Annotated in this window: 10 protein-coding genes; 2 read left to right on the forward strand and 8 right to left on the reverse strand. The window is 24.8% G+C overall.

The features are described from left to right. Positions 1–10: 10 nt before the first annotated feature. Positions 11–1,345, forward strand: coding sequence for an HslU--HslV peptidase ATPase subunit (gene hslU / locus BBP_RS02635; protein WP_011091627.1), 1,335 nt, complete (start codon positions 11–13; stop codon positions 1,343–1,345). Between the two features lie 461 nt (positions 1,346–1,806). Here the strand turns inward: hslU and BBP_RS02640 are convergent, their stop codons facing one another. After that, entirely contained in the window at positions 1,807–2,385 is a 579-nt protein-coding gene (locus BBP_RS02640) for a glutamine amidotransferase-related protein (RefSeq protein ID WP_011091628.1), read from the reverse strand. Beyond that, positions 2,385–3,953 (reverse strand): anthranilate synthase component 1, encoded by a 1,569-nt coding sequence (locus BBP_RS02645; RefSeq protein WP_011091629.1) that lies wholly within the window; start codon positions 3,951–3,953, stop codon positions 2,385–2,387. Before BBP_RS02645 ends, BBP_RS02640 begins: the two co-directional genes overlap by 1 nt. Positions 3,954–4,462: 509 nt before the next feature. Between BBP_RS02645 and BBP_RS02650 the strand changes: the two genes are divergently transcribed. Further along, complete coding sequence (locus BBP_RS02650; RefSeq protein WP_011091630.1) at positions 4,463–5,212, forward strand: ferredoxin--NADP reductase; 750 nt, start codon at positions 4,463–4,465, stop codon at positions 5,210–5,212. A gap of 51 nt (positions 5,213–5,263) precedes the next feature. Here the strand turns inward: BBP_RS02650 and epmA are convergent, their stop codons facing one another. The 6 genes from epmA to dapF form a co-directional block, all read right to left on the reverse strand. After that, positions 5,264–6,232: an elongation factor P--(R)-beta-lysine ligase gene (gene epmA, locus BBP_RS02655; RefSeq protein ID WP_011091631.1), complete on the reverse strand. Its 969-nt coding sequence runs from the start codon at positions 6,230–6,232 to the stop codon at positions 5,264–5,266. 547 nt (positions 6,233–6,779) lie between these two features. Then, positions 6,780–7,976 carry a hypothetical protein gene (locus BBP_RS02660; RefSeq protein ID WP_011091632.1) on the reverse strand — a complete coding sequence of 399 codons (1,197 nt, stop codon included), beginning with the start codon at positions 7,974–7,976 and terminating at the stop codon, positions 6,780–6,782. A 500-nt stretch (positions 7,977–8,476) separates the two neighbouring features. Next, on the reverse strand, positions 8,477–8,905 hold the full coding sequence (locus BBP_RS02665; protein ID WP_011091633.1) for a universal stress protein: 429 nt from the start codon (positions 8,903–8,905) through the stop codon (positions 8,477–8,479). 172 nt (positions 8,906–9,077) lie between these two features. Continuing rightward, entirely contained in the window at positions 9,078–10,577 is a 1,500-nt protein-coding gene (locus BBP_RS02670; protein ID WP_011091634.1) for an inorganic phosphate transporter, read from the reverse strand. A gap of 235 nt (positions 10,578–10,812) precedes the next feature. Next, positions 10,813–12,024, reverse strand: a complete 1,212-nt coding sequence (locus BBP_RS02675; RefSeq protein WP_011091635.1) for an MFS transporter — start codon at positions 12,022–12,024, stop codon at positions 10,813–10,815. 160 nt (positions 12,025–12,184) lie between these two features. After that, the gene (dapF, locus tag BBP_RS02680; protein WP_011091636.1) at positions 12,185–13,045 is read right to left on the reverse strand and encodes a diaminopimelate epimerase; all 861 of its coding nucleotides are present in this window, start codon (positions 13,043–13,045) and stop codon (positions 12,185–12,187) included. Positions 13,046–13,253: the final 208 nt, after the last annotated feature.

Here is a 13,253-nt window from a genome sequence, read left to right on the forward strand (position 1 = left end):
ATAAAACTCCATGTCTGAAATGACTCCTCGCGAAATAGTCAAAGAACTTGATCGATTTATAATTGGTCAAAAAAAAGCAAAACGCGCTGTAGCTATTGCCTTACGAAATCGCTGGCGTCGCATGAAACTTAACAAAGAACTAAGATATGAAATAACACCAAAAAACATTCTTATGATAGGTCCCACAGGCGTAGGAAAAACTGAAATTGCTAGACGCTTAGCAAAATTAGCTAAAGCACCTTTTATTAAAGTAGAAGCAACGAAATTTACTGAAATAGGATATGTTGGAAAAGAAGTAGATTCAATTATTAGAGATTTAACCGATTCAGCCATAAAAATGATTAAAAGTACAGCTATAAAAAAAAATAAAAAAAGAGCTAAAGAACTAGCAGAAGAAAGAATATTAGATGTTTTAGTACCTACAATTAAAAATAACTGGAAAAAAACAAATACTAATAACAATTCTGAAGCAACTCTTCAAATTTTTAGAAAAAAATTACGAGAAGGAACACTAGATGATAAAGAAATCGAAATAAATGTCGCAGTTACTCCTATGGGAATCGAAATTATGGCACCTCCAGGAATGGAAGAACTCACTAATCAATTACAATCATTATTTCAAAATCTAACTGGAAATAAAAGAAATATTAAAAAATTAAAAATTAAAGATGCTATGAAATTATTGATTGAAGAAGAAGCAGCTAAACTAATTAATCTAGAAGAATTAAAAAAAGAAGCTATTTATGCTGTTGAACAACATGGAATTGTATTCATTGATGAAATAGATAAAATATGCAGAAACCACGGTTCTTCTGGACCTGATATTTCGCGAGAAGGCGTTCAACGAGATTTGCTTCCTTTAATCGAAGGTTGTACAGTATCAACTAAACATGGTATGGTGAAAACTGATCATATTTTATTTATTGCATCTGGAGCATTTCAAGTTTCTACACCTTCAGATCTTATTCCAGAATTACAAGGACGCCTTCCAATTAGAGTAGAGTTACAAGCCTTAACAATAAACGACTTTGAATTAATTCTAACAGAACCAAAAGCTTCAGTTACAATGCAATACCAAGCCTTGCTTAAAACAGAAAAAGTAAAAATTAATTTCACTAAAGAAGGTATACGACATATTGCCGAAGCAGCATGGAAAGTTAATGAATCTATGGAAAATATTGGTGCAAGAAGACTACATACTGTGCTAGAACGTCTAATGGAAGATATATCTTTTCACGCAAGCGATCATCGTAATGAAATAACTATTACCATTGATGAAAAATATGTTCAAAAACACTTAGATAAATTAATATCTAATGAAGATCTCAGTCGCTTTATATTGTAAATATTATTTTAAAATATTTCACAATACAATAATAAAATCTTTCCTATCTTTAGAATAAAGACAGGAAAGATTTAAAAAACTTCCTGTTTAAATAAAACTAAATTTTACTTACATATATTATTTACAAAAACACATTTAAAATCTATAATTTATTATCAATACACAATTATAAAATTTATTATTAAATAACTACACTACTTCAAAAAAATTATTTAACTAATATTACTTTATTAATTATATTGAGCCTGTTAATAATTATTTATTTTAAATTCCATATATATTAAATAATCTTAAACTTTTATCTAAATTAATAATTTTAAATGTTAAATTTTAACATTGCAAATTAGTTTTCAAAATATTCCTTAAAACTACATAATAATTATTCATTTACCATAAATTATTATATGTTTTAATTAAAAATTAATAACACATAAAAACTAATTTAAAAAGAAAAAATGATTTTATATTTTAGTCCATTGTATTACTCTTTGTAAAAATTCAGTACCTCGAGTAGTTAATATAGATTCCGGATGAAATTGAAATCCACAAATCTTTTCGTAATCATTTCTAACAGCCATTACCATATTATTAAAATGTGCATTTACAACTAACATGTTTGGGATATTACTGCAAATTAAAGAATGATATCGCGCTACAGGTAATGGATTAGACATACCCAAAAACATAGCCTTATTATCATGATTAATTAACGATGCTTGACCATGTAATATTTCACCTGAATACCCTACATGCCCTCCATACATTTTAACTATAGCCTGATGTCCTAAACAAATTCCAATAATAGGCAATTTTCCTTTTAGTTCCATTAACAATTGCGGCATGCAACCTGCATTATCTGGATTTCCTGGCCCTGGCGACAATATTAAAATAGGATTAATCATTTTAGATAACTTTTTTAAAATAATATTTTTTCTAACTGTATTTCGATAAACAAATACTTGATGAAAATTTGAACGCAATTGATCAACTAAATTATATGTAAATGAATCAATATTATCCAATAAAAGTATATTACCCATCACAAATACTCTATCTGACAAGAATGCGAATTAGCTATAGCTTGAATAACTGCTTTAGCTTTATTTTTACTCTCATCTGATTCCAATTGAGGTACAGAATCCAATACTATTCCAGCTCCAGCTTGAATAGTTGCTATTTTATTTTCAACATACGCAGAACGAATTACAATACAAGTATCTAACATACCTAAACCAGTGAAATATCCTATCGCGCCTCCATAACTCCCCCTCTTTTCGCCTTCAATTTCTGAAATTAATTCCATAGCTCGCACTTTAGGAGCACCAGTTAGTGTCCCCATATTCATGCATGCTTGATATGCATGTAAAAAATCTAAATCAAAACGCAATTTTCCAATAACTCTTGATACTAAATGCATGACATGCGAATAACGATCAACTCTAATTAAATCTGCTACATGACGTGTTCCTGGTTCGCAAATTTTAGCTAAATCATTGCGAGCTAAATCTACTAACATTAGATGTTCAGCCAACTCTTTATTATTGGTCCGCATTTCTAATTCTATCCGATTATCTAAATCTAAATCCAACGATCCATCAGATCGTCTACCTCGAGGTCTAGTACCAGCGATAGGATATATTTCAATTTGCCTAGAATTTATATCATATTTTAAAGCACTTTCAGGAGAAGCTCCAAACAAAGTAAACTTTCGATCTTGCATAAAAAACATATATGGACTAGGATTATTTTTTTTTAAAACTTCATATGAAGACAATGGATTCACACAAGAAAGATAAAATTTTCTCGATGGTACTACTTGAAAAATTTCTCCTTGTAAAATAAATTTTTTTACATTAACAATAATTTTATTGTATTCTTCGTCTGTTTTATTACACCATAATTTCATGTTTTTTAGCGTATCAAATTTTATAGGGCACAAATTTTTAGATAATTTATTTTTCAAAATTTCTAATCTATCCTTTAACCTCTTTTTTTCAAAATTATCATTAGTAAATGAAGTGACTTGAACGATAGATGTTTTATTTTTATGATCTAATATTAATAATGTTTCAGAAAGATAAAAACAAAAATCAGGACAGTGTTGATGAGTATTTAATATTGGTAAATTTTCAAAACTGGTAATTAAATCATACGAAAACAAACCTCCGAAAAACATAGATTTTGGGGCGAATTCGCTAAGATTTTTAACACTTTTAATTAAAAATCTTATTGCATCAAATACAGATAGTGACCGTAATCGCTGATCTTCATCTAAATACATAGATAAAATTGGAAATTTTATTTCTAATGGATTATTATCTGATAGTATAATAACATTTTTAGGTAATAAAGATTTAAAAACAGACAATAAATTAACACCATTTTTAGTTAATGCCTCTACAATAACTATTTGATTCAAAAATGAAATTTTTAATGCAGCATCTATAATCATCATACTCTCTAAATGATGCTTTTTATTAATTTCTGCGGATTCTAGTAATAATGTTTCTGATTTCTTTTTGCATATTTGATTAAAAATAGCAGTAGGATTTGGTTGATAACGAGTCTCTGTTAAAAATACATCTATACTTATTAGATTTTTTTTCATTATTATCTTTCCATGAATATTACATGTATCACATTTAAAACTTAAATAATTAATATTTGCTATACATCAATCATACCAATTTAATACAAAACTTTTTCAAAAAATGTAACGTATTTCAATATAAAACATTTAAAATTATTAATTGTATTCAAAAACATGTTATACTTTTTTGCGAGAACATTAAATAGATATATAAGTATACCTTGTATATTATTAATAAAAACATAAATTCTATTTTAAAAACAATTTCGAAACAAATTTTTAAAAACATTTAATGTTTTATAAAAACTTTAAATATAAACATGACTTAAAATAATAATTATTACAAAATTAAAAAAAAAATAATATTAACTAAGAATTTAGCTAATATAAAATAACACTTACAATTTTATTTAAACTTGTTATAACATTTTATGTCTACAGTTTTTGATTAATAAATACAATATATAAATGTTAAAATTATAACGTCTCCTATTATTAAGTAAAGGTTGTTTAAAAAGGCTTATAATATGAATACTTGGATAACAGCTAAAATTATTAAAATTAAAAAATGGAAAAATAACTTATTTAGCGTAATCGTTAACGCTCCAATATCCCCCTTTACTGCTGGACAATTTACTAAATTAGGTTATCAAAAAAAAAATGGAAAAATAATACAAAGAGCATATTCTTTTGTAAATGCTCCTCATGAAAAAAATTTAGAATTTTACATGGTCTTAATTAAAAATGGACAATTAACTACTAAACTCTACAATTTAAATAATACAGACCATATTCAAATTAAAAAAAAATCATATGGTTTTTTTACACTAAATGAAATTCCTACTTGCAAAATATTATGGATGTTTGCAACTGGAACAGGTATTGGTCCTTATTTATCAATGTTAAAATACCAAAAAAACACTGAAAAATTTCAAAAAATTGTATTGATACATGCTGTTCGTTATAGACATGATCTTACATATTTTAACGAAATAAACAATTTAAAAAATATTTATAATAAAAAACTATATACGCAATTTATAATAAGCAGAGAAAAAACTAATTTTTCACTTTCCGGAAGGATACCTCAATTGTTAAAAACAGAAGAACTAGAAAAACACATTAATTTATTTATTGAAAACAATACCTCACATGTTATGTTATGCGGAAATCCAGATATGGTAAAACAGACACAAAATTTTCTTATAAATAATAAAAACATGAAAAAACATCTTAGAAGAAAACCAGGACAAATTTCTAGCGAAAATTACTGGTAGTATTATATTAATTTTTTTTAGTATTATTACATTAATGGCACTAAAACTTACTTAACAACGCTCTATTGGAAAAGCAATAACTTCATTAATAGTTTTTAAATTTAAAGACAACATAATTAGCCTATCTAATCCAATAGCAATTCCAGAACAGGGAGGTAAGCCTCGCGATAAAGATTTTAAAAAAAATTGATCTACTTCTACTGAACAAATACCTTTATGTCTTCTTTGAATATTATTTAGTTTAAATCGTCTAATATGTTCTGCTTGATCTGTTAATTCATAAAAACCGTTTCCTAATTCCACACCTTTAAAAAATACTTCAAAACGATCCGATACTCTACTATCATTATCATTAATAGCAGCTAAAATTGCTTGATCAGCAGGATAGTGATAAACAAAAATCAATTTTTTATTATTCAGGTTAGGTTCTATTTTTAACGTAAATAATATTTCTAACAAAGTTGATATAGAATCACAATCAGAAATTAAATGATTAAATTTAAACTTATTAATTAAATCTAATAATTCTCTTTTTTTAGCTAACAAAGGGTCAATATTAAGATATTTTATAAATGCTCGTTGATAAGATATATATTTTACTTGAACAACTTTTAAACAAAAAACTAAAAATTTTTCTACTTTTTTCATAAAATCAAACATATTACAGTATGGCGAATACCACTCAAGCATAGTAAATTCGGGATTATGATATGGTCCTCCAAATTCATTATTCCGAAAACTACGACTAATCTGATAAATAGCACCAATATTTTGTACTAACAATCGTTTCATGTGATATTCTGGACTAGGTACTAACCACATTCTTTTTTTAGTAATTTGAAGCTTAGTCTTAAATGGAATAAAATTTACGTCTGTCACTGAATAATTCGACAAAATCGGGGTCTCTACTTCTAATATTCCCAAATTAAAAAAATAATTTCTAATTTCAAAAATAATCTTCGCACGCCTATGCAAATTTTTTAGTAATGCACTAGATTTCCATAAATAATTACAATTCATAAATTTTTCTCAATTATAAATAAAACTCAAAACCTTATAATTTATTTACACTAAAAAATCATCTTTTATATATTACACATAAAGCATATAACACAAATAATTGACTTTCTTAATAACAAAAATATCACCTCAAAAAAAAAAACAATATTATTTATATACTAAAATATTCTTATTATTTGATCATTATCCTAAAAATATAAAAACTATTCAAAATTATAATATTGTTTAATTATATTAATATTAAAACACTTAACAACTTTAACAACTAGCACAAATATAAATAAATTTCTTATTATAATTACATTACCAGTACTACATATATAATTTTATTTAAGAATAGATTTATAAAATCTCAAAATATTATAAAATTCCAAAAATATTACATTATTCTTATAAAAATGGAGTATATAAAATTAATCTATATACTCCACGTAAACAAAATGTTATTAAATGAAACAAAAACTCAATAATATAAATATCAGTTTTATAAAAATACATAAATAAAGCTAATGTAATTTTATAATATGTAAACTTTTAACCTACATCCTTATCTAAGGTAGTACGAATATTCTACATCTTCTGGAGATTTATCTTTTGACAATGTCATAGATACTTGTACTCCAAAAGCATTATATTTTTTATGATCTGATGTTTCATAAGATGATTCTAAATCCGCTTGACTAGTTGCAGTAAATTGAAATACACCATCTTCAACCTCATGCACTACGTAAGAAAATTGAGAATCCTTTGGTTTAAATTTCACTAAATCTGGATGTTCAGAAAACAATTCTATATATGGTTGAGAAAAAATTCCTTGATGTGAAAACGAAGAAATTAATTGTCTAGATGCTAAATCTGGAATAGCAGTTTTAAAATCATCTAACATAGTTTTTGGAGAATATTTAGATACCTGCTGACCATTAATTTGCAAAATAGAATGTTCACCTTCAAAAATAAAACTATCATCTAATCTAGAAGTATTTCGTAACGACATAAAACGATTGAAAAATTTTTTACCAGTAGACACTTGTTGATTATCACCGATAATTTTATTTAAACTTTTCCAATATGGTTTCGATATTTCATTACTCATTAATGATTGATGAATTTCTCTAGACACTCTATGTAAATTACTAGGAATACTACCTTCAAACTTTTTTTCCGTATTTTCCTCCCCTAAATCTAGAGTAGAACTATCACCACTGAAAAAATTAACTACTGCAGAAAATATACTTTTTCCAAAATCTACAGTATAATCAAACGCACTTTTTCCCATATCTCCAATAGCATCAACAGAATCACAAACAATATCTTTTCCAGTTTGATATGCTGAAACTCCAAAATCTTCTACTGATTTTGCAGCATTTGTAATAGAATCAAAACTAGGTAATAAATCCTTTAAAAAAGCATAAATGGGAGCAAAAAATTCAGAAACCCGCTGAAATATACTAGGTTGATTCACAGCTTCTTCACTAAACGAAAAATTACTACTGTTTTGCATTACTGGACCAACTTCAAAATCTATAAGTTGATTTGGAGGTAATTCAGCATATACAGCATTACCATCATTACTTCGCGTTTTATATTGCAATTTTACTATTTCATTTGAATCAATATCAGACAATACTGAATCATTCAAATTCTCGTTATTAAATTTATCATTCTGAATTAAAATGGCTTGAGGGTGTGTTTTTTTATTCACATCTACAAGTTGTACATTATCTACAACTGACATTGATGACATAATATTACGTCCTCTTTTTTATTAATTTTTCACTTTGTTTTCACTTTTTAGTTAAATCTTATGTTACTATATTATATGACATATACATTTAAAATTTAAGTCAAAAAAATAAATTAAATATTTATAAATCTAACCTAATATTTTAGATTTAAGTAAATAAAACTTAACATATTAGGAATACACAATACAATACTAATTTAAACCAAAATAATGTTTGTAAAGATATTACTACACTATCTATTTTAAAAAAATTATTATTTTAATTTGTATTAAACTATTTATTTAAATAGTTAACATTATATTTCTATTTTTTTAAAAAATTGATTACTAATGCTATCATAAAACTACTTTAAATTTAAATTTAAACAAATTTTATAACATATATAAATTTTAAAATATTAATTATTTAAAAATGTGATATATCAAGTATAATTTTAAAATAAAAATAATTGTTATTTTTATTTTAAAATTATTAACACTAACAATTTTACATTAACTACTTAATAAAAAGGAACAATTAACATATCAATATGTAACGAATTAATTATTTGACGTAGCGAAAAAACTATTTTACTCCAAAAGTCTTGATAATGTCCAAAAATAATTAAATCTATATTATACTTTTGTGTTACATCTAACAAACATGATGTCATATCTCCGTTTCCAATAAAAACTTTATGAACGGGAAAATAAATATAATTTTTTAAATTTTTTAACATATTATTAATATCTTGAAGCCGATATGATTGTATATTTCTAATGTCAACATCAATTAACCCCGTATAAGCATCAGAATAATCAGTATTTACATAAATTAAAGATATCTTAGCATCATTATGAAGATTAGATATAAAACTTGCCTTATGAATTAATGAATAACTGTCTGGAGACAAATCTATCATAACTAAAATATGTCTATAATTCATCATGATATTTCCTTAATACTAACAGTTTATATTTTAAAAATTTTTTAACAAACATACAAATGATTTAACGGTTATTTTAAATTTATTTTTAGATAAATACTAAATATTTGATTAGTTTAGTATTTATCTAAAAATATAAAATAATAATCTATATAAAAATTAATAATTAAAAATATTAATTAAAACATTTTAAACTAATCCAATACAAAAAACTAGCTAATAACATAGAAATAGGTATTGTTAATATCCAAATAATAATAGTTTTTTTAATTGTATTAATTCGCAAACCACTACGATTAACTAACATAGTTCCAACCAATGATGAAGACATAATATGAGTAGTTGAAACGGGTATTCCAGAACAACTAGCTAAACTAACCGAACACGCAGTTGTTAATTGTGCCGATATAGCCTGAGCATATGTTATATCTTGTGTACCTAACTTATTCTGAAACGTATTAGTAATACGGCGCCATCCTATTATCGTTCCAATAGATAATGATAATGCAATAAAAGTAACAACCCAATTAGGAGCATATTCAATTGTACTTAACAAATTCTTTTTCAAACAATAAAAAAAGTGTTTATCTTTAACCTGAACAATTGAAAAATGACTTAATACTTCCATAAAATTTCCTATACATAACAAAGATTGACGTAATTGATGACACTGAATAACGTTCAATTCTTTATAACTTGATATATTATGTAATAAATTCCGCATAAAATTAATAATAACCAATACATTATCATTTTTAGTATTATCTATATTTTTTAAAAACAATAACGGTTGAATAATTTCCTTAAACATAATGTTACTAACATTTTGTTTTATTAATGTTTGATTACGTAAGTAATATTTTTCAAAACTATCAATAGAAATCCTAGTATTTATTATATCATAAGTAGACGTATTTAAATTTATTAAATATTTCGATGGAAATATACAAATTAACACTAACATAATTAAACCAATTCCTTTTTGGCCATCATTCGCACCATGAAAATAACTTATTCCGAATGAAGATAATATTAATGTTATTTTAATCCATAATAATGATTGTTTTTTCTTTTGAATACGATAATACACCGGACTGATATTAATGCAATATTCTTTATATTTAGAATTATAATATTTTTTTAACAAAAAAACCAAACTGCCCGCTATTATCAACCCACATATTGGAGATAATATTAAAGATAAAAAAACATATATAATTTTATTAAAACTAATTAAACTTAAAATAGAAAAATTATTAATAAACGCATTAACAAAATTAATTCCAATAATTGATCCAATTAATGTATGCGAACTAGATGTAGGTAAACTTAAATACCAAGTACATAAATTCCACAATATAGCCGATAATAATATAGAAAAAATTGCTTTTAAACCACACGAAGTATTAATGTTTAACAATAAATTACTTGGTAATAAATAAATTATAGCATATGCAATACTCAATCCTCCAAAAAATACTCCCAAAAAATTCAATATTCCTGATATTAATATTGCCATTTTTTCGTTCATAGAACGCGTATAAATTATTAAGGCTATTGCATTAGCTGAGTCATGAAAACCATTAATTACTTCATAGATAAATATAAATAATAATGAAAAACATGAAAATACGACACTACTATTATAACAAAAAAAAGAAAAATAATATGACATAATCTTTAAACCACTTTTAAAGATATAGACTTAATACATTATCTATAACAAACTAAATAAAAAAACATAATATATTTTATTACCACAATACTAAAATACTAACTTAAATTTTATATTTTATACGAAATAATTATATTACACTATTAATTGTAATAATAAAAAAAATATAATTTACAAAATAAAGTTTATTAAAATGTATTAAGTTTAATAAAACGTGTAACATATCTTCATTTTTTTATATATTTTTATATTGCAATAATCTTATTGATAGTAAAATTCCAATACATAAAAATGTAATAATAAAAATTGAAATACCTAACCATTTTTCTGTAATCCAAAATATACCACTAAACGTTCCAAAAATACTAGATCCTAAATAATATGAAAATAAATAAATTGATGAAGTTGATCCTTTATTTATTTTTGAACATTGACTAATCCAAGTACTGGTAACAGAATGAGCAGCAAAAAATCCAGCGGCAAATAATGTCAATCCTACAATTATTAATAATACAATATTACATTGCGTAATTAAAACTCCAAAAATCATCATTGTTAAAGCTAATGTTAATATAACTCCTTTTCTATATCTTTCAATAAGTACACCTGCTTGAGGAGAACTATATACACCTATTAAATAAATAATCGATAACAAACCTATAGTTGTTTGACCCAAGAAAAAAGGCTGTGATATCAATCTATACCCAACATAATTAAATAGCGTAATAAAACTCCCCATTAATATACAACCCATAAAAAACAATTTTGATAAAACAGGATCCCTCCATTGAAATATAAAATAAAGAAGAATTTTTCGAAGATCTAAGGGTGAAGAACAAAAATTTTTTGATTTAGGTAATAAATACACGAACAAGACCGCAGATGTAAAAGCCAAAAAACTAATAAATTCTAAAGCTATGTTCCATGAAAAATACTCCGAAAACAAACTACTTAAAAATCTTCCCAAAAAACCGCCAATAGTATTTCCACTAATGTACAATCCTATTGAAAAAGATAAAACACTTGGATGCATTTCTTCACTGAGATAAGTCATAGCTACTGCAGCAACTCCACTGAGTGCTAATCCCGTCAACGCACGCATAAAAATAATACTTTCCCAACTATTCATATTAGAACAACAAAAGGTACAAAAAGAAGCTAAAAATAAAGAACTAGACATAACTACTTTTCGCCCTATTGAATCCGACAATGGACCTGTAAACAACATTCCAAATGCCATCATAGCTGTAGATGCTGACAAAGATAAACTACTTTGAGCTGGATTTAAAGAAAACTCTTTTGAAAATAAAAATAAAATAGGTTGTACACAATATAACGTAGAAAATGTCGAAAAACCAGCTAAAAAAAAAGCTATAGTAACTTCTGTAAATGCTTTAGTTCCTCTTTGTATATAATTCTTATTACTTGAATAAATTTTTAATTGCATGATATAATCTTTTATATAAAATATTTTATATTTGTTTGTCAAGAAATTTTCTATTAGTTAGCAATATATTCCTTGAGAATGTCATATACATTGAAACAATCTAATTAATAAATTAAAATTACACATAAAAAAATTTTTATTTAGATTTTTAGAGATATTATTACAAATAGAAATATCCATCATATACATGCACAGCTGGACCAGTCATATATAATTTTTCACTCCCACCTTTCCAATTAATTTTCAAAATTCCATTTAATAAATTTACTTGAACTTCATTAAATAATAACCCTTGTTGAATTCCCAAAGCTACAGAAGCACATGCTCCACTACCACAAGCAAGGGTTTCTCCAACACCCCGTTCATACACACGCAAAGCAATTTCATTTTTCGATAATACCTCTACAAAATTTACATTTATCCCTTCAGGAAATATTTTATGAGTAGATAAATAAAATCCTATTTTTTTAACAGGATACTTTTTTAAATTATTTACATAAATAATACAATGTGGGTTTCCTATTGATACAAGATCATAATTTATTATCTTATTAACAAACTTTATTGAATGTAATGAATTCTCTATAATATTTTCACCAAAAATATTTTTCAATTTAAAACACGGGACACCCATATCTACACACACGTTCCCATTATTTAATACATTCAAAATTAATGTTGTAGTATTTGTACTAACATATAATGTTCTTTTCTTAGTTAGTTTTTTTAATAATACAAATAATGCAAAACATCTCGCTCCATTACCACATTGAGAAACTTCAGTACCATTAGCATTAAAAATGCGATAGTGAAAATCTATATTTACATTTTTAGAATTTTCTACTAATAAAAGTTGATCAAAACCTATTCCAGTGTATCTATTAGATAAATTTTGAATTATATTGGACGTAACAGGAAAAGTTTTTTGCATCATAGCATTTATAATTATAAAATCATTTCCTAAACCATGCATTTTAGAAAATTTTATTTTAACACTTTTATGTACTACTTTTATATGCATATTCACTAAATAAATAATTTGTTTACTAATACATTTATAAACCTAGTGTACTATTATTACATAAAATTTCAATAATAAAATACTACCGAAATTTTATTATCAATAAAATAAGACTGAATTTATATTACTAAATGAATGTAGAAAGAAACACATATAATACTAAACTTTATTAATATAATCTTAAATATTCAATATTTAAAAAAAACAT

The sequence above is a fragment of the Buchnera aphidicola str. Bp (Baizongia pistaciae) genome, assembly GCF_000007725.1.
Classification (GTDB): Bacteria; Pseudomonadota; Gammaproteobacteria; order Enterobacterales; family Enterobacteriaceae; genus Buchnera_B; species Buchnera_B aphidicola_H.

Coding starts and splice junctions, on each gene's coding strand:
- hslU (WP_011091627.1), top strand. CDS start 11: ATGTCTGAAATGACTCCTCGCGAAATAGTCAAAGAACTTGATCGATTT.
- BBP_RS02640 (WP_011091628.1), bottom strand. CDS start 2,385: ATGGGTAATATACTTTTATTGGATAATATTGATTCATTTACATATAAT.
- BBP_RS02645 (WP_011091629.1), bottom strand. CDS start 3,953: ATGAAAAAAAATCTAATAAGTATAGATGTATTTTTAACAGAGACTCGT.
- BBP_RS02650 (WP_011091630.1), top strand. CDS start 4,463: ATGAATACTTGGATAACAGCTAAAATTATTAAAATTAAAAAATGGAAA.
- epmA (WP_011091631.1), bottom strand. CDS start 6,232: ATGAATTGTAATTATTTATGGAAATCTAGTGCATTACTAAAAAATTTG.
- BBP_RS02660 (WP_011091632.1), bottom strand. CDS start 7,976: ATGTCATCAATGTCAGTTGTAGATAATGTACAACTTGTAGATGTGAAT.
- BBP_RS02665 (WP_011091633.1), bottom strand. CDS start 8,905: ATGATGAATTATAGACATATTTTAGTTATGATAGATTTGTCTCCAGAC.
- BBP_RS02670 (WP_011091634.1), bottom strand. CDS start 10,577: ATGTCATATTATTTTTCTTTTTTTTGTTATAATAGTAGTGTCGTATTT.
- BBP_RS02675 (WP_011091635.1), bottom strand. CDS start 12,024: ATGCAATTAAAAATTTATTCAAGTAATAAGAATTATATACAAAGAGGA.
- dapF (WP_011091636.1), bottom strand. CDS start 13,045: ATGCATATAAAAGTAGTACATAAAAGTGTTAAAATAAAATTTTCTAAA.